At 72.3% G+C, this 24,865-nt stretch carries 10 protein-coding genes; 2 read left to right on the forward strand and 8 right to left on the reverse strand.

The window, feature by feature from the left end; genetic code table 11:
• Window positions 1-8 precede the first annotated feature (8 nt).
• The 4 genes from AB0M35_RS14650 to AB0M35_RS14665 are packed head-to-tail and all read right to left on the reverse strand — an operon-like array spanning window position 9 to window position 18,263.
• The gene (locus tag AB0M35_RS14650) at window positions 9-4,472 is read right to left on the reverse strand and encodes a hypothetical protein (protein ID WP_363745406.1); all 4,464 of its coding nucleotides are present in this window, start codon (window positions 4,470-4,472) and stop codon (window positions 9-11) included.
• Window positions 4,472-9,916, reverse strand: a complete 5,445-nt coding sequence (locus AB0M35_RS14655) for a DUF3892 domain-containing protein (RefSeq protein ID WP_363745408.1) — start codon at window positions 9,914-9,916, stop codon at window positions 4,472-4,474. Before AB0M35_RS14655 ends, AB0M35_RS14650 begins: the two co-directional genes overlap by 1 nt.
• A complete protein-coding gene (locus AB0M35_RS14660; protein WP_363745410.1) occupies window positions 9,913-13,317 on the reverse strand; it encodes a DUF6603 domain-containing protein in 3,405 nt (1,134 codons plus the stop codon). Before AB0M35_RS14660 ends, AB0M35_RS14655 begins: the two co-directional genes overlap by 4 nt.
• A complete protein-coding gene (locus AB0M35_RS14665) occupies window positions 13,314-18,263 on the reverse strand; it encodes a hypothetical protein (protein WP_363745412.1) in 4,950 nt (1,649 codons plus the stop codon). The genes AB0M35_RS14660 and AB0M35_RS14665 overlap by 4 nt, the downstream gene beginning before the upstream one ends.
• 359 nt (window positions 18,264-18,622) lie before the next feature.
• Between AB0M35_RS14665 and AB0M35_RS14670 the strand changes: the two genes are divergently transcribed.
• Window positions 18,623-19,825 (forward strand): peptidoglycan-binding protein, encoded by a 1,203-nt coding sequence (locus AB0M35_RS14670; protein WP_363745414.1) that lies wholly within the window; start codon window positions 18,623-18,625, stop codon window positions 19,823-19,825.
• A gap of 139 nt (window positions 19,826-19,964) precedes the next feature.
• Here AB0M35_RS14670 and AB0M35_RS14675 read toward each other — a convergent pair whose 3' ends face one another.
• Complete coding sequence (locus AB0M35_RS14675) at window positions 19,965-20,690, reverse strand: SDR family oxidoreductase (protein WP_363745416.1); 726 nt, start codon at window positions 20,688-20,690, stop codon at window positions 19,965-19,967.
• A 119-nt stretch (window positions 20,691-20,809) separates the two neighbouring features.
• Here AB0M35_RS14675 and AB0M35_RS14680 point away from each other — a divergent pair, with 119 nt between their 5' ends.
• A complete protein-coding gene (locus tag AB0M35_RS14680; RefSeq protein WP_363745418.1) occupies window positions 20,810-21,271 on the forward strand; it encodes a MerR family transcriptional regulator in 462 nt (153 codons plus the stop codon).
• Between the two features lie 79 nt (window positions 21,272-21,350).
• On the opposite strand, the gene AB0M35_RS14685 is transcribed toward AB0M35_RS14680, so the two are convergent.
• From AB0M35_RS14685 to AB0M35_RS14695, 3 genes are read right to left on the reverse strand one after another with little or no spacing between them, the layout of a single operon-like run.
• The gene (locus AB0M35_RS14685; RefSeq protein WP_363745420.1) at window positions 21,351-22,370 is read right to left on the reverse strand and encodes a methyltransferase; all 1,020 of its coding nucleotides are present in this window, start codon (window positions 22,368-22,370) and stop codon (window positions 21,351-21,353) included.
• Window positions 22,367-23,530, reverse strand: a complete 1,164-nt coding sequence (locus AB0M35_RS14690; protein WP_363745422.1) for an aminotransferase class V-fold PLP-dependent enzyme — start codon at window positions 23,528-23,530, stop codon at window positions 22,367-22,369. The genes AB0M35_RS14685 and AB0M35_RS14690 overlap by 4 nt, the downstream gene beginning before the upstream one ends.
• The gene (locus tag AB0M35_RS14695; RefSeq protein WP_363745424.1) at window positions 23,527-24,792 is read right to left on the reverse strand and encodes a hypothetical protein; all 1,266 of its coding nucleotides are present in this window, start codon (window positions 24,790-24,792) and stop codon (window positions 23,527-23,529) included. Before AB0M35_RS14695 ends, AB0M35_RS14690 begins: the two co-directional genes overlap by 4 nt.
• Between the last annotated feature and the right edge of the window lie 73 nt (window positions 24,793-24,865).

Genomic DNA, 24,865 nt, shown 5'->3' on the forward strand with positions numbered 1-24,865 from the left:
TGAGTTCCTTAGCCGGCGGTGACGGTACGGGTGAAGTCGGTCGCGGCGGTCTCGCCGTCGGTGTTGAACGGGAAGTAGAGCGCGGGCAGGAACTGACCGACCTCGCCGAGGGTCGCCACGTCGACGGCGCGCAGCGGAGCGAGTTCGAGAGTCTCCACGAGCGTGCGTTCCAGGGCTTCCCGGGTCCACAGCGTCGCATCGTCGGCGGGTACGGCGAGCAGGATGGCCTGGGGTGCCGCCTGACCGGGCGTCTCGGCGTGGAACGCCACCCCGGTCGTCTCGGCCTCGTTCGGCACCACCTCGACCCACTCGTCGACGAGCAGGCCGCACATCGGCGCGGCCGGATCGACGGTGGCCGGTGCGTCGACGACGACCGACAGCCGGGACCCGGCGGGCCGCTCGGCGCCGAAGCGAAGCCCCAGCCATCGGTCGCCGGGCGTGTACGGCAGCTGCGCCACCCGCAGGTCCTGGTACCGGTCGGGGCGGACCGCCTGGGCGTAGCCGCGTACCGTTTCCAGCCGGTCGACCCCGGCCCGCACGGGCGCCACGTCGGCCAGCCAGTCGTCGACCTCGTGCGGCGTACCGCCCTGCAGGTCGGTGCTCGCGGCCAGCGCCGTGGCCAGGCCGGCCGGATCGGCGAGGGTGAACGCCGGCAGGACCCGGAAGTCCGCCCCGAAGACCGCCTGCAACCGGGCCACGTCGTGGTCGCGGCGCTGCTCGGCGGTCGCCCTGTCCCGGTGGAAGTCGGTGGTCAACGCGACCAGCGCCGCGTGCCGGGTGGTGACCTCCGCGCCGACCGTGCGGGCCCGGGCCAGCAGGGCCGGCGGCGTGGCGTCCGGACCGAGGTACGCGCCCAGCACCCCGATGCCGGCGGCGGTGGCCAGTGCCGCTCTGAGTACCGCCGGTTCCTCGCTGGCCAGGTCGGTGACGAGCCGCAGCAGCAGGTCGGTCGCCTGGTCGGCGCGGTCGCGCAGGGACGGGTCGTCGTCTCCGCTCGGCGCCGCGCTGGCAGTGCCGGTGTCCGGTGTGCCCGGATCCGGCTCGGCACCGGCCGGCTGGAGGTCGGCGGCGGTCAGCGGGCGGGATGAGGACACCAGGGTACGCACCGCACGAGCGACCTCGACGAACTCGTCCAGCGCCAGTACGGCGGCGGCCCAGTCCTCGCTTCTGCCCGGCAGTAGTCGCTGTGGCCGGGACCCGGTCGCCCCCGGGGGCGGGGTCGCGGCGTCCAGGAGCCGGGCCACCAGCTCACTGTCGACGGAGATCTCCTCAGAGTCGGTGAGCGCGAGCAGGTCCAGCGCGGACTGGCCGATCCGGTCGAGCCTGACCTCGCCGGTGAGCGGGCCATGCGGTCCAGCCCACTCCACCCGCGCGCGCACCGATCCCGGCCGGGGCAGCAGGCTGGCGACCAGTGCGTCGAGTTGGGGTTCGGCCGCCGCCCGAGGGGTGGGTTCCGTGGCCGGCATGCCCTGCATCACGGCCGGCCGGTCGTTGCCGAGCAGCACCACCCGGTGGGTGACGCCCAGGCCGGTGCGCGGGGTCCGGGCGAACTCCAGCTCGCTCGGGGGTACGTCGCCGCGGGAGGCGGCGTCCAGGGTGGCACCGGTCCGCATCGGGTTGCCCTGTGCCGCCTGGTGCACGCTCTCGGCCAGCAGCGCGTCGGCCACCGCGTCGATCGCCTCGCCCAGCGAGGTGAGCACCTCCTCCAGCGCCACCTGGTCGTCGTCGCCGGGGTTCGGCAGGTCCGGGTCGCCGGACCAGTCGAGCCCGCCGTCACGCCAGCGCTGGTACAGGTCGAGGCCGTCCACCACGGCGGCGGAGGCGACGACCGGTTCGACCGCGGCGTCGTGCTGCACCCGCAGGGCCCGTACCGGGGCGATCTGCCGCAGTCGCGGCAGGTACTGCTCCAGCACGCGGGGATGGTCCTGGAGTTGGCGCTCGAACCGGTAGCCGAGCAGCTCGGTGAGGGGCTGCCCCTGGCGTACCCCGTCGAGGAGCCAACTGGCCAGCCGCACCCGGTCGGAGCTGAGGTTCACGGCCAGCGGGTTGTCGCCGCTGGAGCGGTGGGCGCGGTATCCGGCCCGCAGCACGGCGGCCGTGGCCGCCTGGCCGAGTGACGGCGCGTGCACGTAGCCGGCGTTGGCGGCGCCCTCCCGCAGCGGGCCCGGCTCGCCCGGCGGTGGGAAGAGCACGGGCGCGGTGGCGGTGCGGCTGCGGCGCAGATTCTCCACCCATCCGTACCCGCCCAGGTGCACCCCGCTCGGCTGAGCCTGGCGCATGGTGGCGAGCCGCTTCGTCGCGAACGAGGTGATCCAGGCGTCGAGCCGGTACGAGCAGAGGTCGATCGACTCGGCGAACATCCGTTCCAGGTCGGCGGCCGGATACGCGGCCAGCGCCAGCGCGCTCTCCCGGAACGCGAACAGATCGGTGCCGGGGGCGGTACGCAGGTGCTCGCCGACCTCGGCGGTCGATCCGCCCGGCAGCGGGATCTGCCGGGCCAGCTGACGCCAGAGCGTCCAGCTCGTCCGGTCGGGGCGGATGTCGATCAGCTCCGCGTCCCGGTACGCCTCGGCGGGCAGCGGCGCCACCATCTGCTGGAGCCGACGGGCTGCGGTGGCGTACTCGGCCAGGGCGGACTGGCGCAGCAGCCGGTAGAGCAGCGGAGTGGCCGTACCGTTGGTTTCCGCCTGGTCCCGCAGGTCGGTCCAGGTGCGTTCCAGGGCGGCGAACCAGGGCAGGTAGTCCGCCGGTCCCCAGCCCTCGGGCGGGGCGACCAGGGGTCCACCGATCGTGAAGGCGCCCTTGGCGAAGGTGGCCTGGGACAGTCGGGTCTCCCAGTCGAGTTCGAGCAACGCCATCAACTGGCTTGGCTCGAACGCCTGCCGCACCCGCCAGTTCTCGTCCATGTCCAGCCGCATGAACCGCCACAGGTGCGTCAGGTAGTCCATCCCGAGCAGACTGCGGGCCTGCCACTGCGACCCCAGCGGGCCCTGGGCCAGGATCCGCAACAGCACCTGCCGCTGGTCACCGGGACCACCGATCCGGGGTACGCCCGGCAGGCCGGTCGCCGGGTCGATCTCGGTGGCCGACGGGCGCCAGACCCGGTCGCGCAGCAGCCGAAGGAAGCCGACCAGTGCGTTGTCCCGGGCGTTGGTGCCGGTCCACTGGTTCAGCGCGGTCACCGGCAGCACCCCGTACGGCTGCTCCGCGACCCGCAGCGCCGGCACCGGACCGGCGGCCCGTACCTGCTCGATGTAGTGCCGCCGTCCGTGCCGGATGTCGTCCTCGGTGACCACCCCGGTCATCATGTCGCTGAGGAGATAGCCCCAGGTGGCGGCCCAGGTGACAGTGTTCATGTGTCGGGCACCGGCGGATTGGGACACCGCGGCCCGGGCCGGGGCGGCCGGCGGCCCCTCCGGACGGAGCGCGGCGCGGGCGAGCGCCCGGGGCGACCCGGTGGCTCTGCCGCGGACGGTGTGCAGCGGGTCACCCGGCTGCGCGACCAGCGGGACACCCAGCGCCCGGGCGGTGACCGGCGCGTCGCCCTCCACCTCGGCGGGCGGCTCCTGACCGGGCAGGACCCGCAGCAGGTCGATCCACTCAGGGTCGTCGGGGTCGTGGCCGGAGCGGGCGCCGGCCGTGTTGTTGGTCGGGGTGCCCGGCGGCACGAACCCGAGCCCGTGGGTGTGGAAGTGGGCGTCGAGCAGTTCACCGAGAACCCGGGCGCCCCGCCCGGCCGGGGTCTCCGGGGCGACCGCCTCGTCGGTGTCCACGCCGAACACCACCAGCCGATCGATGCCGCCCTGGGCCATCTGCACGGGTAGCGGGATCCGCATCGCCATGCCGGCGTCGACGGCGGCCTGGAAGTCGACCAGCCAGCGGCTCGCCTCGTCGACCGGCGGCTGGTCGTCACCGAGGGAGGTCAGGTCGACCGCGGGTGACGGGCCGACGACCAGCGGGCGGCGTACCGGTGCGGACTGGGCATTCACCGGCGCGACGCCGGCCCGCCACAGCGTGGCGTGCCATCGGCTCGGCAGGGCCCGAGCCACCGGCGCGCGGTCCCAGGCCTCGGCGCCGCCAGTGACCGGCGGAAAGTTCGGCTCCCGGAGCAGTGGCCGGCCAGGTAGGACAGGCTTGCCCGGGCGGCCGTCCGGCGCCGGCTCAAGCACCCGGGCGATCCAGGCGGCCCGTTGCGGGTCGACGAGCTGGCACAGCCGTCGCCAGGCGGTGACCTCGTCGGCGGAGACCCGCCCGGCCCGCCACACATCGATCCAGTACTGCTTGCCCCAGGCCACCTCGTCGTCGGTCAGCGCGGGCTGGTGGGTGTCGACGTGCAGCACGTCCGGCAGCACCCGCAGCCACAGCTCGGTGCCGGTCGGTCCGGTGTCGACGAATCGGGTTTCCACGCGCACTGGCAGCAGGGCCACCGGCCACTGGGTGGGCAGGTGCCACGGCGGGTTGGGAGTAGTCATCACGCGTCCTCGGCCAGTTCGGGCAGGGATAGCAGGTTGTTGGGCAGGTCACCGTCGGCCTCGGTGGTGAGGTACGGCCGACCGGTCCCGGTCCGGGAGACCACCACCCGGACCCGGTCGCCGACGGGGCGTTCGACGAAGAACAGTTCGTGCCGGCCGATCGCGGCGATCACCTCCTCGGCGCTCATCCGCCACGGCGTGCCGTCGGCACGGTGCCCACCGACGGCGACGATCCGGTGCTGAGGTATCCCATCGGCATGTCGGGCCACCGCCTCGATCTGCCAGGTGTCGTCGATCGGCGGAATCATGTCGCTGGCGTGGATGGCCACCAGGACCGGCCGTTGGAGAGTGATCTGCGCCTGGTGGGCGCTGTTGTACCCCCACTCCAGGCCGCCGAGGCGCAGGCTGTTCAGCCGGCCTGTGACCTGGGCGTGCCGCAGTCGCTGCTCCTCGGGCGCGTCGGCCGTCAGGTGCCGCCAGTGCAACTCGGACCAGTGGGTGGGGACACCGCCGTGGCTCGCGTCGTCGGGCGGGGCGTCGAGCCCGAACCGGGCGTCGGTCGGCGGCTGCCGCAGCACGATGAACCAGCCGGCATCGGTGCCGTCACCCCGGGCCTCGGACACCCCCAAGGGGAGGCCGAAGAACTGGATGTCCGGGTCGAGTCGGCCGGTGAACTGCGGTTCGCGCGTCTCGGGTGCCAACTGCCGAGTGCCGTCCGCGGCGAAGGTGGCCTTCTGCACGTAGATCGCCGTACCTGGGTAGCGGCGCAGCAACTCGCCGCGGACCAGCACCACCAACAGGTCTCCGGCGCCGACGGCGGTGGCGTTCTCGCCCAGCCCGTTGCCGGGGTCCCAGCTGTGGATCGGTGGGATGTCGGACAGCGGGCCGACCGACGACTGCGCGGACCGGACATCCCAGAACTGGGAGAAGAAGGTGGCTCCCAGGTCGGTCGGGTATCGCCGCCACAGCATCTCCCGGCCCAGTTCGGAGTTGAGACCCACCATGAACGCCTCCACGAAGGACGCGTTGACCCGCAACAGGGTGACCGTCTCCGGCGGGATCCCGGCCACCCCGGGGAAGAGCAGTTCCTGGGACAGGTCCCGCAACGCCTCGTACATCGGGCGGGGGAACCGGGGCACCACCACCAGTTCGCGTAGCTCCTGCACCGACTCGACCCCAGCGAGCTTCAACCGGCCGGCGGTCTTGCCGGTGATTCCGCCGACAGGTTCCAGCGCGGTGGTCATCCGGGCCGCCAACGCGGCGGTGTCGACCGAGAGCCGTTGCTTGGGCCGGATGAGCTCCTGGGCCGCCAGGACCCGGTCCTGGTGGCGTCCGGCGGCGGCGGTAAACCGGTCACCCATCGCGGTACGGGCGCCGGTCAATGTCGGGTCGAGGTCGGCGAGGGCGATCGCCGCCCCCTGCCCCTCCCACCCGAACCAGCCGGGGACCTCGGCGTCGGCCGTCCATCGCCGGGCCACCCCGTGCCGGTCCAGGTCCCAGCCGACCCGGTAGTAGCCGCGGTTGGACTGGGCGGGGTTGGCCACGTGGAACAGCACCAGGTCGGCCCGGCGGGTGCCGGTGACGTCCATGACGGCGATGCCGGCGCCCTGGTGTGCCGCCGGCAGCGGGTCGCCGCCGACCACTCGGGTCGGCGTCCAGCCGGCGCTGACCCGGCCTCGGGCGTTGAGCTGCCATCCGATCCGGTAGACCGCCCGGTTGGTATCGCCGGCCGGCTCGATGGTGAGCACGATGATGTCCGGGGTCAGGTTGTCGTCGAGGTCGGCGACCGCCACTCCGACGCCCTGCACCGGCCCCGGCGTCCAGGGCACCGCCACCGAGTCGGACCATCCCCGGCTGATCGCGCCCTGGGTGTCCAGCCGCCAGCCGACCCGGTAGTACAGCCCCGGTGTGGCGCCGCCGGTGGCGTAGGCCAGGATCAGCTCGGGACGACCGTCGCCGTCGAGGTCCGCCACGGCGAGGTCGGCGCCCTGGATCTCGGCGGCCACGTCGTCGGGCAGCCGGTGCACCGGGCTCCATCCGCCGGTCACCTCGCCGGTGGCGCCGAGATTCCAGCCGATCTGGTAGTAGACGGCGTTGGCGCCGGCCGGGTTGTCCACCCACATCAGGACCAGGTCGGATTGGCCGTTGCCGTTGACGTCGGCGACCGCGATCCCCAGACCCTGGGTCTCCCAGCCGATCGGACCCGGCTTGTCGATCTGCTGGGACCAGCCGCCGCGTACCTCGGCCTCGAACCCGAGGTCGCGACCCACCCGGTGGTAGACGACGTTGTCGGTGGCGCCGTTGTCGACGTGCGCGGCGACCAGATTGGACATGAAGCCCAGCGGCAGCGCCCACCGGTCGGCCTGGGCCGCGAACGCGCCGATCGGGCCGGTGCCGCGGGAGTCCATCGGCAGGCCGTGATCGTTCCAGTCCCATCCGCTGCCGGTGCGGGTCACCGTGAAGAGGCGACCGTCACTGCCGGTCACGAAGACCGTCAACCGGCTCTGCATCGCCGCGCCGGGCACCTGCATCACCCTCGTACCGGGTGGGAAACCCAGGTTCTGCCACGACCAGGCCGACCCGTTCCAGAACCGCATGTACAGCCGCCCGTCAGCGGCCCCGCAGAAGATCATCACCTCGTTGCCGCTGACGATGATGTCGCCGGGGGCGTTGGTGAGCGTGGTTCCCGGCGGGGTGCCGTGGTCGCCCCAGGTGCCGTTGGCCAGGACCCGTTCGATCAGCCGCCCGTCGTAGGACACGGCGAACACGCTGACCGGAGCGGTCCGCGGCGCGACGTGCCGCAGCGGTGCGCCGGTCGGGTGCCCGTGCCAGCGCCACTCCCAGCGGCTGCCGGTCCAGTAACGCTCCCAGAGCCGGCCGGCGCTGCTGGTGACGAAGAAGCTCGTGTTGCCTCGGGCGCTGCCCGGGGTGCTGACGATCCGCTCGGTGCTGTAGTGGCTGGGGTTGCCGTGGTCGACCCAACTCCATTGGGCGCCGTCGCGACGCCGCTCCCAGAGCCGGTTGCCGTTGTCGTTGGTGGTGGTGGTCAGGAAGATGCTCTGGTTGTTGAGCACCAGGAACGGTGAGGTGCCGAGCCCGTAGCTGCCGGGCGGGATCGGGTGCTGGCGCCAGTACCAGCGGTCGTCCTCGCGGTAGTGCTCGAAGAGTCGGCCGTGCACGGTGGCGACGAAGATCCGCCGGCCGCCGTCCATGACCCCGCCGGGTTCGACCCCGGCGGCCTGGGTGCTGGGCGGTGCGCCGTGGTCGAGCCAGAGCCACCGGGTGCCGTCGTAGGAGCGTTCGAACAACCGGCCGTCGGTGGTGGTGACGAACGTCTGCCGGTCGTTCAGCGCCCAGCCGGGTGGGCTGAGCACCACGCCCGGCAGGCCGGTCGGTGCGGCAGGGATGCCGGCCTCCAGCGGGCCGGTGTCCGGGTACGTCACCGGCAACGGCTGCGGTGGGTCCGGGATCGGCTCCGGGTCCGGGTCCGGGTCGGGGTAGGGGTCCCGCGGCGGCCAGTTCGGGTCGTCCGGGGGAAGCCGCGGCTCGATCGGGCGCAGCGGTGCCGCTGTCCACGCCGCGCCGAACTGCTCGGCGGTGGCCTTGCCGACCGGGGTTTCGAGCAGCTTCCCGACCAGCGCCGGATCATTGTCGCCCTCGTTCGTCGCCGGAGCCGGCGTGACCTCCGGCAGCGGCCGGGCGGCATCCGGCACCGGAGCCGGCGCATCCGCCGCCGAAGTCACCGCCGGGGCGGCGGTGCGGCCTCGCCACCAGGGGTCGGCGCCGTCGATGCGGGTCCGGTTGATCAGGTGGAAGGCGATGCCGTCGCCCGCGACATCGTCGAAGAGCACCGTGCCCGCGGGCGGCTGCTCCGGTGGCGTCGCGGTCACCTCGTTGCTCGCCGCCGCCTCCACCACCGACTCCAGCGCGGTGGCGCCGGACCGCCGGGCCAGCGGACCGTCCGGCCGGGTCATCCGGCGGAACGCCGCCGACAGGGTCGCCGTCGCAGTCGGGTTGCGCTGCAGTTCGCCGCTGATCATCCGCTTGCTGCGCGGGGTGACCGTCACGGCGCCGAGCACCGACCCGGAGACCTGCAACAGCCGGCCGGCTGCCAGCGGGCCGCCGAGGGCGAGCCGGCCGGCGGCGGACGCCGGGTCGGTGCCGGACCGGGCGAGCACGGCCGCCGCCTCGCCGGCTATCCGGCGCTCGTACGTCGAGCGGCTGACCTCGGCGGCGAGCTGGGCCTGGCGGACCGCCTCGTTGGCGCGTTGCACCTCGGCCGCCTGCTCCCAGGCCGCCGCCATCAGCTCCTCCTGCTGTTCGCGTACCACCCGGGTGCCGAGCGCCGCGGCGATCCGATGCCGAGGGTCGAGGTTCAGCTCCCGCAGCCAGTGCGGATGGGCCGCGTCGCCGGGCACCCGGTCGACTCCGGCGTACCGGCCGCCGTACAGGGGCGGGCCGAGCCGGGTGCCGGTGTCGGCGATCAGCGCGCGCAGCAGCTCCTCGAACGCCTCGCGGGACTGCGTCGGCCAGCTCGTCGGCATGGTGATCGCCCCGCGCAACGCGCCCTCGGCACCGAGAGTCACCGTGGGCACCGACGGGTCGAGACCGGGGACCCCGGAGGGGCCGAGCAGTATCGGGCGCAGTCCCGCGTCGGCGGGCAGGCCTCGGGCCCGCAGCCGTCGGGCCAGGGATTCGAAGTCGCCGTCGGCGCCGGTGGAGAACTCCCAGCTGTGGTAGACCGGCAACAGCGGCGCGGCGCCCAGACCGGGCGTCCAGGCCGGGGCGAGGGCGGCGCCGTCGTCGACGGGCAGCCCCAGCCCGGCGCGCCGGCCGGCCTCGAACGCCGGCACCAGGCAGGCCCGGTAGGCGATGCCGGCAGCCAGCCGGCGTGGGCTGATCAGCCGGGACAGGGTACGTCGCGGGTCACCGGCCAGCACCTCGGCGACCGACTCGTCCGGCCCGGTGGTGGCGACCTGGGCGTGCGCCCAGGCCCACGACTCGGCCAGGTCGGGCAGGTCCGGCAACGCGCACTCCAGCACCGGCAGCGGGGCACCGGTGTCGGTACGCAGCTGGGAATTCGCCACCGGCACCACGACCAGGAACAGCCAGGGGCGCAGCCGCTGCCGGCTGCCGGGGGCGGCCGGGGTGAACAGCCACGGGAAGTCCGGCCGGTCGAACTCGATGGTGACCAGATTGTTCGGCTCGAAGTCGCTGGCCCGCTCCGGCGGATCGATGCGGATCACCTGGCGGGTGTCAATGCCTCGGATGTCGCCCGGCCCGTACAGGCGGATGTCGAACTGTTGCTCGGTGCGACCGGCCAGCCGGACGCCCACGGTGACCGGCTGCCGGGCGGGGATGTCCGTCTCCAGCGGGTCGGCCACCGCCCCGGCGGCGGCCAGCCCTTGCCGGACGTACGCCAGGAAATGCAGTTGCGCCGTCACCGGCGTGCCTCCTCAGGGGTGCGCGAACCGGCGACCGGCTCGGTGAACCGCACCAGGGGGGTCAGCCCGGTGCGGTAGGCGGCCGGGCCGGTGGCCCGGGTGGGGGCCAGCGCGGCTGCGCTGGAGCGGGTCAGTCGTTTCAGCGTCGCGCCGTCCATCGGCCGCATGGCCGGGGTCGGGTCGACCGCCGACCGCTTCGCCCGCCCGGCCCCGCCCGGGGTCCGGGCGGCGACGTCGGGTTCGTCGATGATCAGTACGTCGTAGCCGAGCGGCACCGGTGGCGGAGCGACCGCGTCGTACTCCATCTCCGGGGAGGCGAAGCTGCGGCCCGCCTCCATCCGTTCGAAGGAGGGGGTGGAGAGCTTCTGGTCGTCGGTCATGGCCTGGAACTGGGCCCGCGCGAAATGCTCGTAGGTGACCGTGCCGGCGTCGGTGGCCTCGACCCCGCCGAACCGCACCGACTCGATCGTGTACCGGGTCTTGTGGGTCACCGGGGCGCTGCCGTACCGCTCGATGGTCAGGCCCAGCGGGGCGACCTGCTGGGTGACCGCGATCGCGCCCAGCGGGTGGGCCAGCAACTGTCCGGGGGCCACCTCGATCTTGCGGAGGGTGACCAGGGCCTCGCCCTGCGGCGGCAGCTGCGCCGTCCAGTTGCGCGGGTCGGCGAACGCCGCGTCGAGCTGCCCGCCGACGTCGACCGGGGTGGGCAACGGGGGTGGCGTACGCGACCCGATCGTGACGTCGAAGGAGACCGAGGCGCTGACGAACAGCACCTTGAACTTGGCCTTGCCACGCGCCCGCCACGGCCGTGGCCCGCTGAGCGTCACGCTGAGCGCGACGGCCATCAGCTCCCGCTTGCCCCGGCGCAACGCCACCGCCGCCGCGATGTCGGCGACGAAGCTCAACGGCGCCAACTGCACCAGGGTGTCGAAGGAGAGCATCCCGGAGACGTTGAAGCCGGCCGCCTCGGCGTAGACCTCCAGTCGGGCACCGAACTGCACGGTGTTCGAGGTCAGCGCCAGGTACGACTCCAGTCGCAGCCGAGGGTTGTTCTTCTCGGACAGGGCGATCGCGAGCCGACGCAGTTGCGGGAAGTTCGACGGCGGCTGGAATCTCGGGTTGAACCCTCCGGCCGCGAGCGCGAAGGTCGGCTTCGCGCCCCAGGACATCCGCATCGCCATGTCCCCGCTGATCGGGAAGCCGGCCAGCTGCGAGTCGTAGAGCGACGCGTCGATGGACGCCTGTGCGGCGCCGAAGTCGACGACACCCACCACATCCATGTTGATCTTGACGATCGGGTGTTTCTCGTCGGGCAGGGCCATCCGCAGCCGCCCCAGCACCACCAGCCGCAGCGGCGCCGGCAACTCCAACACCAGACCGAGGTCGAAGGTGAGCAGGGTCGGCGTACCCCAACCGATCCGGGCCATCGGGCCGAAGACGTACCGACCCACCGCGACCGGGAAGACGGCACCGGCTGCCGCCACCGTTTCCGCGGCCCGGCCCACCGGGTCCGTCGGGAACATCAGCGAGTTCAGCGAGCCGTTGCGCACCCCGGACCGCAACGCCTCGACGTTGACCGTCCGGTGCACGCCGAGCAGGCCGCCGACCGCGTTGAGGGTGAAGCCGAAGCCGAGCTGGATCGGGGTGAACTCGCCCGCGATGATGACCAGCAGGGAGAACCCGTCGCTGCCGTCAGGCATCCGGATCGGCGTCCCGTCCGGGTTCTTCGTGGCGAGCAGGCCGACCGCGCTGACCGCGATCGACTCGAACTGCAGATGCAGCGCACCGGCGTACTGGCCGGCCTCGGCGTCGACGAAAAGGTATCCGCCGCCGACCAGGGGCCCCGCGGCGAGCGACAGCCCGACGCCCGACGGCGGCTTGAAGGCCAGCGCCGTCTCGGCCGGGCCGAGGTTGCCGCCACCCGGCGGGAAGGTGAGGCCCGCCTCGACACCGATCCGCTCGGCCACCGCGCGCAGCGGCCCCAACCGCAGGGTCGCCGAGGCGGCCAGCGCGGCGCGCAGCCCTTCGCCGCGTACGCCGAGCGCCGCGTGCAGCCCGAAGATCTCGACCGGGCCGGCCGAGATGTGCAGCGGCAGGTCCGCGTCGAGCCCGGCCGCGCCCCGGAACGTCAGGCCCTTGCGCAGCGACCAGGCCAGCGCGAGGTCGAACTCGACGCGCAGTCCTTCCGGTGGCAGCACCTGGGCGAGGAACCCGTCGCCGTCGCCGGCCGCGACGACCAGGGCCGCGCGGGCCGCCGACACGGACAGCTCGATGTCGTCCACCCCGCCGCCCAGCGCCGCGCCGACGGCCAGCCGCAGGCCCTGCACCTCCAGCCGGGTGCCGGTGGCGCTGCCGATGCGCAGGGCCACCCCGGTCGCGTCCGGGACCCGGTCGGCGGTCAGCGCGATCCGCACCATGGCGTCCAGGCCGGCCGGCAGGGTCAACCCGTCCGGTCCGATCGCGAAGCCGGCACCGGCCCCCTGGACCGCCAGCCGCAACGCCCAGCCGGCGACGATCCGGTCGAGTTCCAGAGCGCCCCGCAGCGCCAGGACCAGACCGAGTCCGCCCTGGTCGGCGGCGGACAGTGCCGCGCTCGCCCCGACGGTGGCCCGGACGTCGCCGATGCGGACCGGGGCGGCCACGGTGAGCATCCGGGCGGCCAGGGCGGTGCCGACGGGTCCCAGGTCCGGCCCGTCGGCCGGGTTCAGGCCGTACAGCGCCGGCACGCCGAGTTCCTTCAACACGGCGGCGATGCGGGGGAAGAGCTTCGCCGCCGCCGCGTCGGCCGCCGCCGTGCTGGCCAGCCCGTCCGGGAAATACTCCGCCCGCAGTGTGCCGACCGGGTCGCGGAGCAGGTCACCGAGCCGGTCCAGATGCAGCTCGGGCCGGGACCGGGGCAGCCGTACGGGGGTGCCGGTCGCCGGCATCGGCGCGCTCACCGGCGGCTCACCGGCGGGGGTGAGCAGCGTCAACAGGATCGCCACCTGGTACGCGACCGGGTGTTGGCGTTGCAGGTAGTTGACGGTGAGGAAGGTGATCAGGTCCTCGGCCAGCACCTCGGCGGGCGGCAGGTTCGCCGCACCAGCGCTCAGCGCCGGCGGTAGCCCGCTGACCGCCGCGACCGCCGCCGACACGGTGTCCAGCGCCGCGGTCAGGTCGTCGAGCGTCTGCGGCGGCCCGTGCTCGACGATCCGGCGGACGCCGTCGACCGCCTCGGCGCAGTCCGCCAACCACTGCTCGAACTCTTCGGCAGGCATCCCGGCCAGCGCGGCGAGGTCCCAGCCGAGCGAGTCGAGGATGCCGGAACGGCGCCACTGGCTGGTGGCGGCCATGGTGATCGGCGACAGCAGCGCCTCGATCTCGCCGAGCAGTTGCCTCTGGAAGTTGCCGTCGTCGGTCATGCCGTCTCCGGTCCGTAGTGAGCCGCGGTGAAGGCAGCCGGCCGGTTGTAGACCGTGTCGATCCCGTCGGCGACGTTCGCGGCACCCGCGGCGTTGGTGTAGTAGGTGATGGCCGGGATACCGGCGTGGGCCAGGACCTGGTTCGGGTAGAGCAGCCGGGGATTCGGGCCGGATGCCGGCTCGTTCGTCGTCTGGTACTGCCAGGTCGGCTGGACCTGCCAGGTGCCGTCGATCCACCGGAACTCCCGGCCGCCGTTGTAGCGGCGGATCGTCTCCCGCTGGAAGACAGCGCGGGTGCGCTGGTCGATCGGGTTGGGCAGGTGGTCGCGGACCACGCCGTAGGCGGCGGCGCCGTAGTTCTCGAAAATCAGGCGGACGGCGGTGCGGACGTTTTCCACCCAGCTCCACACCTCGTTGGGATTGCAGCCCGTCGGGGGGTTGCCCCAGTTGTCGAGCTGGGCGACTCCGTAGCCGTGGGGCGGCCCGAGCAGCGGCATGTCCTTCTCGTGGCCGTAGCGCCAGATGCCGGCCTGGTACTGGTACCGGGCGACGCGCGCGGCGTCGGCGTGGAACTGGTTGTAGCCGCCGCGTATCCCGCTCTCATGCGAGAAGATCAGCATCGCGGTCCGCCGCCAGCACGCCAAGCTCAGGATGCTGACTCGAGGTATGGCCTGATTGGCGGTGTAGTACTCCTCCACCAAATCGTCGATCACCGCCTCGACCTCGGCGTTGGGAACCGGATTCTGACCGAGAATCCGGAAGTCCGGCAGCGCCAGCAGCGGTACGGCGGTCGGCGGCGGCCCGAGCACTCCCTGCGCGTCGGCGATCAGTCCGGGGTCCAGCGGTCGCTCGTCGAAGGAAAGGGCCGACACCCCCATCCTCCCGTCGCCGCCCCGGATCACCTCCCGCTCGTCTTCGATCACCGCGGGTTGGAACTCCAGCACCAGCGCCGGCCGGGCCTCGGCGCCGGCGAGGCGCCCCCACGGCCGCTGCTGGCCGGTGACCAGTACGGCGGGCAGCCGCCGGTTCGCGACCGGGAACGGGACCGGGGTCGGTGCGGGCGCAAACGCCGCCGGCACCCGACCCTGGGCGTCCACGACGAGATCCCGGCCCTGGGCGTCGGTGAACTGCCCGGTAGCGCCGTAGTGCAGCACCACCGTCGGGCTGCCGGTGAGGTCCAACCGGTAGTTGTGGCCGAGCTGCGGGTTCTGCACCGGGCCGGTCACGGCGTCGGCGTTGTCGTCCGGGCCGTCCCAGCTCAGCCGCATGTTCCAGGTCCAGTCGATGCGCAGCCTCTGGGGCGGGGCCGGGTTGGCCGCCGGGTCCGGCGGGTCGAGCACCGCCGACCGGGTGTACCGCCGGCGCAGCAGGTCCCGCAGGTGGGCGTCGGTGACGCCGACGAACTGCACCTCTCCCATCCACATCGGCATCTGTGGTTGCAGCCGGTCCGGCCCGCCGGGCACCAGGGGCCGTCGCTCGTTGCGCAAGCGGTAGGGCACCATTCGGCGGACCCTCGTCTCGGCGTGGACGAGAGCGACGGTGTTCTGTGGTGACCGGAGGAAGTCCACGACCTGGAGTTCGTCCGCCTCGCCGCGCAGCGGGCCGCGATCCTGCGCGGTCGGGTCGTCGACCAGTGCGGTCTGCAGACCGCACAGGTGCAGGGTGAACGACTCGACGTGTGGCACCTGCGGGCCCTCGGCGACGACCAGGACCTCCACCGGGCCGAACGCCGCCGCCGCGTTGACCAGGAACACGGTCGCGGTGAACGTGCGCACCCCGCCGTCCGCCGGTGCCAGCGTCGCCGTCACCTCGTCGGCGGTGGGCGCGTCGACCGCGATCCCGGTCCGCAACCGCAGCGCGACGCCGGCTGAGGTCTGCAACCGCAGCCGTACCTGGGTCGCGGCGGCGTCGACCTGCCCCTCGATGCGCAGGCCCCGCTCCACGGGCCGGTGCGGTGCCACTGCGGCCGGGGCCGGGGTGCCGTCCACCGGATCCGTCGCGGTCCACACCTCGGGGCCGTCTAGGAGGCCATCCGTGGCGTAGGTGTCCGGCACATGCCACAGCAGCGGCCAGAGCGCCAGTTCTTCGGGACTGACCAGGTTCAGCAGACGGGTGGGCAGGGTGATCGCGACCGGCTCGCGTTCCCCGTCGACGGGCGGTGGCACCGGCGGCACGGTGCGCTGCTGGAACAGGCCCGCGGTGCCGAGCAGCGCGTCCGGCAGCGGCCGGGCGCCGGTGCTGTAGGCGACCTCGGCGATGCTGCCGGCGGCCGGTTTGAACGCCTCGGTGTAGTCCCACGGCTCGGAGGAGTTGGCGACGGCGCTGGCGTAGAGGTAGCCGTCGGTGCTGGCGCGCAACCGACGCACCGTGCTGCCGGTCCGCCAGTAGACCCAGGCGTCCTCCGCGGGCTGACCGGTCACGGCGACCCCGTCGACAGCGGGCCGTGCGGTCATCAGGACGAGGTGGTCGGGGTCGTGGGGTGCGCCGGCCGCCCGGGTGGAGAGGCTGACCACGCAGCGGGTCAACGGTGCCGCGGCGTCCTGGCCGGGCAGCCGCCACCACAGGGTCTGGATCGCCTTCTTGGCGTTGCCGGGCTGCCAGGAGAGACTGACCTCGCCGATGTTGGCGTAGCCGACCACCTCCTTGCCGTCGCCCCACTTGCCCAGGTAGTCGTCGTGGTTCTCGGTGGCGGCCAGATACTGCCCGAGGGCTGCCGAGCGATCGCCGGTCGGTGGGTACACCGGTCGCGGCGAGCCGGGTCGGGGCGGGATCGTCGGGTCGTCGGCGTCGTGCTTGACGAAGCTCAGGTCGTAGGACCAGTCCGGAGTACGGGTGACCGTGCGCAGCGGGCCGGTCTCGGCGACGGCGGGGCTGCCGTGCACCGTCCACGGCACACGGCGCAGGTGTCCGGTGATCGTGTCGACCAGTTCGGTGCCGACGGTGAGGCTCCCGCCGGCCGGGTTCGCCCAGCCGACCCGGCTGCTGCGGGGCAGCACGTCGGCGGTCACGTCGAAGCCGGTGCCGTGCAGGAACCGGGTCAGCCCGTCCTCGTTGCGTGCCGCGCTGGCGACGAACTGCGCGAGCACCCCCCGGGTCGGCACCGGCGCGGTGGCCCGGAACGGCGCCGCGCCCTCGTAGCGCAGTCGCGCGGCGAAGCCGTAGCCGACCTCGCCGGAGAGCAGGATGAGTCGCTGCCGACGGGTGCCGTCCGGTCGTGCGGCGCCCCGGTTGACCAGCCGGGACAGCAGCTTCTCGTAACCGGCGCGGTGCAGCCCCCAGGCCTCGCCGTCCACGGTGGCCCGACCCCGGTAGCGCTTGCCGAGCAGTTGCTGCACGAAGTCGGAGACGAACGGGTAGCCGACCACCGGCGCGGCGGAGACCACGAAGGTGGCCGCCTCCGGGCCGAGGTCCGGCGGGTCCAGCACCTGTTCCTTGAACGCGGCGTCGCCGTAGAGCAGGGCGGGCGGGTCGTCCGGTCCGCCGACGAAGACCCGGGTGGTCCGGGTATCGAGCACGATGAGCTGGTGCGACGCCCACTCGACGTGGTAATGCCAGCTCAGCGCCCCTGCGGGACGCAGTGGTACGCCGCTGTTGAAACCGGTGGGCAGGCCGACGCAGGTGCCGATGGCGGCCGAGGTGTCGTTCTCGGTGCCGTCCCAGGCCGAGACGGCGGCCAGCAACCGCCGGCCGGGCTCACCGGCCGGGCCGGCGGGCGCGAATCGTTCCGGCGTGTTCCCCCAGGCCTGGCAGAGCGCGTACGCGGTGAGCGCGTTCTGGATCACTCGCCGACCCAGCCCGCTGGCGTCGCCGCTGGTGGCCAGCGCCCGTTCCGCCCAGCGTTGGGTGGAGAACCAGTCCTCGCTGACCTCGTGCTCGCCGAGGACCAGGTAGGTCGGGGTGTTCGCCAGCACCCGGCGGACTGCGCCGACGCTGGACCGGAACGCCTGCACCGCCGCACGTTCGTCGTCGAAGGTGTCCCGTCGCTGTTTGGCCGGGCCGTACCGGGTCATGGCGCCCCAGGCGTCGGTGAGCCCTGAGTCGGTGAGGGAGCGTTCCAGCAGCGCGTGTTCGTCCGGGTGGACGTCGGCGAACTCCGGCAGCTTCTCCGGCCAGAGCACGTCGGACCAGACGAGCAGGTACATCGCCCAGAACTCGGCAAGCGTCAGCAGGTGACTCTTCGCCGCCGTCGCGGTCAGCCCGGCCACCCCGGTCGCCAACTCCTGTCGGTGTCCGGGACGCAGTCGGGGGTCGGCGTCGACGACGCCGGGCAGCACCTCGGGGCCGGCCTGCAGGGTCTGTCCGAGCCCGGTGATGACCGGCAGCAGCGGGTCGGCGACGTCGTCGGCGTAGATCTGACTGCCGCTGAGCACCAGTTGCTGCGGCCGGGCGAGCGGGTCGGCGGCGTCGGCCCGCAGGATCTCGTCGAGCACGGCGAGCGCGTCGTCGCCACCACCGTGCGGCTTGCGGCACGAGGTGTGCACGACGCGTAGGCGGTTGAGGTCCTGCGGCGGGGTGGCGAAGCTCGGCAGGCTCGGCGCGCCCGGCCCGGCGTAGCTGAGCGCCGCGCGGGCGGCGGACGCCGTGGTGGCGACCACGTTCGGGGAGTACAGCCGGGGTTCGGTGGCCGGCACCGGCACGGACTCGTCACCGGGGGCACCGAAGAAGACGTCGTACCGGTAGAGAGTGCCGGGCTCCAGCGGCGCCGCAGCGGTGGCGGTGACCGCCACCAGATGGCAGTGGGCGGCCACCTTGACCGTGTTGCGGCTGCCCACACAGACCTGGGTCACCCCGGCCCCGTCGGCGTCCGACGAGTAGACCCGGAGCGTGACCTTGCGGGGCTCGCGCAGCGCGAGCCACACGGTGACGGATGTGCTGTCCACCCGCCGCAGCAGGGGGCCGGCCAGCACCAGCGGAAGGCCGGCGAGTGGGCGGGGCTGCCAGGTCACGCCGGCCTCCACGATCCCGAGCCGGCACCACCGAGCCGAGCATCCGCGTCCAATGTGGACATATCTAGTGCAGCGGATCCGTTCACATGCCACCCAATCCAAGCTCGCCGCTGTCCGGAGCGTTCAGTAAACGCCGAGTGATCAACGAGGGCATCGATCGGTTGCTGATTAAGTCGTATCTCTTCGTTTGACAACCAGGGGCCTTTCGCAGGCGACTGAGCCACCGTTCAGCCGCCTGCGCCTCCACCCGTTCGGCTGTCCTGCTGCCAGAAACCCGACCGGCCCTTGTAGACAGAGATCTTGGAGATCCAGGCTGGCCGCGACCGCGGCTGCAGGCGTCGTCTCACACGCCGCGCCGGATGCCACCCCCTGGGAAGGACTACATGGACGAGGCACGCAGCACCGACGATCTTGATGTCACCCACCACGACGAGGACGACGACCCGGGCAGTCTGATCGGCGAGGAGGTCGAGTACGACCTCGGACCGGACGACCCAGGAGACGATCCAGGTGTCGACGTGCCGGACGACGGCCCGGAACCAATGCCGCCGGGCCTACGCCCGCCGGTCCGGCTCGCCCCGGTCCTGGTGTGCCTGCGTAACGAGATCAACGCCCGCTGGCCGAACCGGGACCGCAGATCGGACGGCTGGATCGGCGACGCCGCCCACCAGGCCACGAAATCGGATCACAACCCCGACCAGGACAACTCCGTCAACGCGCTGGACGTAGACCGCGACGGCATCGATCCGCAGCTGGTGGTGCGCCGGGCCATCGCCCACCCCTCCACCCAGTACGTGATCTTCGACCGGACCATCTGGAGCCGCACCCGCAGGTTCCAGCCGTCCCGGTACACCGGCTCGAATCCGCACACCTCGCACATACACATCAGCGTCAGCCACTCCCCCGAACTGGAGAACAGCCGCCGGGGCTGGGGCATCGGCACCGGGGAGACCAGCAAGCCCTTGAAGCTCGGCGACCGGGTGCTGCGTACCGGATGCATCGGTGGTGACGTCCGCGAACTTCAGGCCCTGGCGAACACGCTCGGCGCGAAGCCACCACTCGCGGTGGACGGCGACTTCGGCAGCCGCACCGAGGCGTGGGTTCGCGGCTTCCAGAAGGCGAAGAAGCTCACCGTCGACGGCCTGGTCGGGCCGCAGACGGTGTCGGCCCTCCGCGCGGCACCGACCCCGGCAAAGCCATCAACGCCGGCGAAACCGTCGAAGCCCGCTGAGCCGTCGACCCCCGCGAAGCCAGGGACGCCAGCGAAACCGTCGAAGCCGGCGAAACCGTCGGTGCCCGCCAAGCCGTCGAAGCCGTCGAAACCGCCGGCTGATCCGCGACGCGACCCCGGCTCCCGTACGCTGCGCCGTGGCGCGACCGGCGACGATGTCGGCTTCGTCCAACGATTCATCGGCGAACGGCAATGCGGTACGGCCGACGGCGAGTTCGGCACCCGGACCGAGGTCGGGGTCCGCTGGTACCAGAAGATGCAGGGCCTCACGGCCGACGGTGTGGTCGGCCCGCACACCTGGCGCAAGATGGGGGTGAAGGTCAGGTACTGACCTGTACCTCGGCGGAGCGGGTGGCCGCAGGCGCCCGCTGGAGGACTACGTTCCTGCCGGGAAGCATCGCGAGATCGCGCATCGGCTGCCGGTTCCTGCTGATGTGCGATCTCGCGAGCGCGCCTGCCCGCAGAGTCGCTCAGTTGGCGCCGAGCAGTTCGGTGATCTGCGTGTAGAACGGGGCGGGGTCTTCGGCCAGCGAGGCCTTCACCATGGCGGTCCAGTCGTCGACGATCACCTCGATCGATCCGGCGGCCAGACCGTCGAGCGACCGACGCGGAACATCGCGTGGATCGATCTTGGGTCCGTCGTAGCCGGCCGAGATGTCCGTGTCGGCGGCGCCGAGGAGGACGCCCTGCACCAGAGTGCCCTGAGCAGACAGCTCAAGGCGTACGCCGTTGGTCATGTTCCATTCGGCGGCCTTGGCGGCGGCGTACGAGCCGGTGCCCGGGCTGGCGAACCACGACAGGGCCGACAGCACGTTCACGATCGCGCCGCCGCCGTTGACGGCGAGCACGGGAGCGAACTCGCGGATCACCTCGAGCGTGCCCCAGAAGTGCGTGTCCATCTCGCGGCGCACCTCGGCGAGGTCACCCGTGACCAGCGGGGCACCGGTCGCGATGCCCGCGTTGTTGACCAGGAGCGTGACATCACGCGCGGTCGCTGCGGCTGCGGCGACGGACTCGTGGTCAAGCAGGTCGAGCCGCAGCGGCACCACCCGGCTGTCGTCGAAGCCGAGACTCTCGGGGCGACGGGCCGTCGCGTACACCTTGCGCACGCCGCGCTCTAGCAACTCAAGCACGAACTGGCGGCCGATGCCCCGGTTCGATCCGGTGACGAGGGCGACCTGATCAGCGATGTTCATTGGGGATCCTTGGGGTCTTCTCGGTTTCGCTGGGGCCGTGTCCGGCCCTGCGTCGACTACCGTAAAAGTTGACGTTGACGTCAAGGGCAAGTCAGAACCGAAACCAGAGGAGGACGCCGATGCGCATCGGCGACATCGCGCGGCAGGCGGGCGTCAGCACGAGAGCTCTGCGGTACTACGAAGAGCAGGGCCTGCTGACCTCAGCACGCTCCCCCAGCGGCCAGCGGATCTATCCTGAGTCGGCCGTGGAACGTGTTCGGCTGATCCAGCAGCTCTTCACCGCCGGCCTGCCCAGCCGAATCATCCTCCAGCTGATGCCCTACATCGACACCGGACACGGCTCCCCCGAGGTCTTCGAGCTGATGGCCGCCGAGCGCAACCGCATCACCGCCGCGATGGCCGACCTCGCCGCCGCACGCGACGCCCTCGACCGCATGATCGACATCGCGAACCAGCCGACTCCCGAGCACTGCCCGGCCCTCCGGGAACCCCCCTGGGCGCCCTACCACCCTGCCCAGGCGACCGCAGCGGACCCGACTGAGGCCGTTCTGGTGCGATCCGGCGAAGCCGGAACCGCATAGCGGCCCGAACGGGCCTCGGTCGGGTCGGGCCGTTTTCGTGCCGTGCGGAGCGTGACCGGTATCGTGGCCGGGCCGGCCGTCATGTCGGCTTGTACGCGGTGACCAGTTCCCAGATGCCCGGAAGCACCGCCACGTCCTGGAAGCCGATCTCCGTGAGCAGTTCGGTGTAGAAGTCCGCCTCGCGTAGGCGGCTGACGCTGCTGTCGACGCCGATCAGGAAGTAGCTCCAGAAGAACTGCATGGCCAGCCGGTCCAGGGTACGAAACTCCTCGCAGACCAGTATCAGCCCGCCCGGCTCCAACGCCGCGTACGCCTGCTGAACCAGTTCGCGGGCCACGGCATTCGGCCAGTCGTGCAGAACCCGAACGAAGGACAGCGCGTCGTAGCCGCGCGGTAGGGGCTCGGCGAAGAAGTCGCCGCCGACGAAGCCGAGTCGATCCGAGTGACCGCGGGCGTCGCGGGTGGCCGCCACCAGCGGTGCCACCGCCGGCAGGTTGTACACGTCGGCCCGCAGGTCCGGCGCGGAGTCGAGGATCTGTGCGGCGAGCGTTCCGTCACCGCCGCCGACGTCCAGCAGCCGGTGCCGGTCCGACCAGAGGCGATGTGAGTGCCGGCGTACCGTCTCTATCGCCGGCCCCAGCCCGAGGGCCATGCTGCGCTCGAACTCCGCGGTCTGTTCGGCCGTCTTCGGCGGCCAGGCGAACCCGTCGTCGATGCTGACCTCGCCACGGAGGCTCTCGGCCAGCCGGCCGTGCAACTGCCGCCATGGGTAGCGGTCCCTGTCGCGCTCGGTGGCGCCGGGGCCGACCACCGCGTCGACCGCGTCACGCAACCCTGGCACGGCTCGGTAGCTGGTCGTACCGATGTCGTCGCCGGGTTCATCGCGGATCAGGAAGCCGAGGCTCTCGATGCAGTCGAGGAACTTGTACAGCCGCAGTGGGAGGACCCCGAACTTGTCGGCCAACGCGTCGAGGCGGACCGGTCCGGGCTCCAGGGCGTCGAGCAGTCCCAGGTCGAGGGCCGTGTGCAGCACATCCATGGCCTTGGGACCGTTGGCGAGCAGACTCATCAAGGCCCGGGGCGAGAGGGTGACGGTCACGGTTGCAGCTCCTTCTCCAGCACATCCATGAACAGGTCGATCTCGTCGAGGGTGTTGTAGACATGCGGGCCGACCCGCAGATAGCCGCGCCAGCTGCAGATCACGCCACGGGCGGCCAGCCGCCGCTTGACGGCCTCGCCGTCGGGGATGTCCAGGCACACCACACCGCCTCGCCGAGAGCCGGCCGTGGGGCTGACCACCACGATGCCGGCGGCCTCGGCCCGGTCCAGCAGCCGTCGGGTGAGCGCCAGCGAGTGCCGCCGAATGGCGTCGACGCCGACGCCGAGCAGCAGGTCCAGGCCGACTTGTGAGATCAGGGAGGTGGGCGGGTACGGCGTGCCGCCGGCGAAGCGACGGATGCCGGGCGCCCAGTCGGACGACGGTCGGAAGGTCAGCGCGCGGTCGCCGGCCTGCCAGCCGGTGGCCGCCGGAGTCAACAGTGGCACCAGGTCCGGCCGGACGTAGAGGAACGCGGTGCCGGCACCGCACAGCCACTTGTGGGATCCGCCGATGACGATGTCGACACCGAGCGCGGTGACATCCAACGGCACCACCCCGACGGTCTGGAAGGCGTCCACCACCACCAGCGCGCCGACCTGGTGGGCTCGGGCCACCAGGCGGGTCAGGTCGACGGTGGCGCCGGAGGTGAAGCTTGCGTGTGGCACGCACACCAGCAGCGTCCGCTCGTCGATCCGGGCCTCCAGAGCGTCCTGGTCGAGGTGGGGGCCGCCGGTGCCGACGACGTCGAGCTGCGCGCCATATCGGCCGTACGCCCGGAAGATGAACGGCACCGTCGGATAGTCGAGATCCGTGATGACGACCCGGTTGCGAGGCGGGCGGTAGTCGAAGCAGGACGCCACCCGGGCCAGGAAGGTGCTCAGGTTCGCGTCGGTGAGCACGCTGCCCGGCGGCGCGCCGAGGAGCGCGGCCACGGAGTCGGCGTACCGGTCAAGGCCGACGTGCCAGTCCTGCCAGACGTCGTCACGCCAGGTGCGTAGCGTCTCCCAGTAGTCGTGCAGCACCCGCTCCACACCCCTCGGCACCGCGCCGGTGGAGTTGCTGTTCAGATAGACGCAGGTTTGCAGCAACGGGAACTCCGCCCGCAGGGCGGCGTGCGTGTCGGCGTCGAGGCACCGGGGGCTCTGCTCGGGCTGGCTCACGCGCAACGCCTCTCATCCTGGTCGGGCGTAGGTGCCTCGGTGGTCACGGCGGCGAAGACCGGTGCGGTGCTGACCGCCGAGAGGTAGGGCGTGCCCTCGGTGTAGCCGGTGCCGGACCGGGCGCCGAGCATCCGCACCGCCACCCGCAGATGGGTACGACGCCACTGCGTCAGGGCACCGGCGAACGCGACCATCCGCCGCGTCACCCGGACGGCGTCGGCACCGGTGAGCCGACCGTCGGAAACCGCTGACCGGTACGTCTCGTCAACCGTCGGCTGGCCGTCCCGTACCCGAGCCTGCACCTCCGGTGTCGACTGGTAGGCCACCGAGTCCAGCCGATCCACAGCCGGGGTACGACACAGCGACTCGACCAGCTTGTACGAGCGGGACTGGATCGCGCTGGCCCCCTCGGTGTACTGCCGGAACGTGCGGAACGACTCCGGCTGCATGGTGGCCAGCAGAGAGAAGAGCGGACCTGCGGTACGCAGCAGGTCACCCGCATATCCGAGCCGGTCGGCGGCGGCGCCCGGCGTATCCCCGGCCAATGCGGTGACTGTCGCGCGAAGTTCCTCGGCGACGCCGGCGAAGATGCACTCATAGGCCTGGAGCACCCGGATGAACAGGTACTCGTCGTGCGTCACGTAGACCGGCAACATGCTCAGCCGCAGCGACGGATCCCCCGGGGACACCAGCTCACCGGCGACCGTGTGGAGGCCGGCGGCGGCAGTGGCCGGGACGCCCGCCCCGACCGGCTCGGCGACACCGAGACGAGCCAGCGCAGGGGAAACGGCCCGGACACCGAGTCGGCAACGCTTGGCGACCACCGCTGGACCGGGTCTCTGCTGCGGAAGCAGCCCGGTCGTGTGCGCGGCGGCGGCCAGCTCGAACGCCAGCGTGTCGGCGACCAGGCGGACGAGGAGCCGGTCCCGGGCACGCCGCCCGGCAGCGGACTGCGCAGCCGGGCTCGGATCGTCGGGTCCACAGGGCAGTCGAAGCAGCCGCAGGGCAAGGTAGCTGCGGTAGTCGTACCGGCCGTCCCACTTGTCGAGCGCGACGTCCAGGAAGTCGGTCAACTGTCGAGTCGCGGCGTCGCCGCCGCCTGGGGCGGAGGTGGCCACTGCCCGCCGGGCGCTGTCGAGCAGGGCGAGAAAACTCTTTTCGACAAAGTGTTTGCCGGTCCGGTGAAATTCGTCCAGCACTGGTGAGTAGGGAAAGCTACGCGGCTCAGGCGGTCCGGACAACCAGTGAATCAACGCACGCACATGCCACCCCTCAAAAGTGACGAGACGAATCACGCTGAAGGTCGCCGGATATGTCGCCGACCACAGATCCCGA

Source organism: Micromonospora sp. NPDC051196, assembly GCF_040682415.1.
In the GTDB taxonomy this organism is placed as follows: Bacteria; Actinomycetota; Actinomycetes; order Mycobacteriales; family Micromonosporaceae; genus Micromonospora.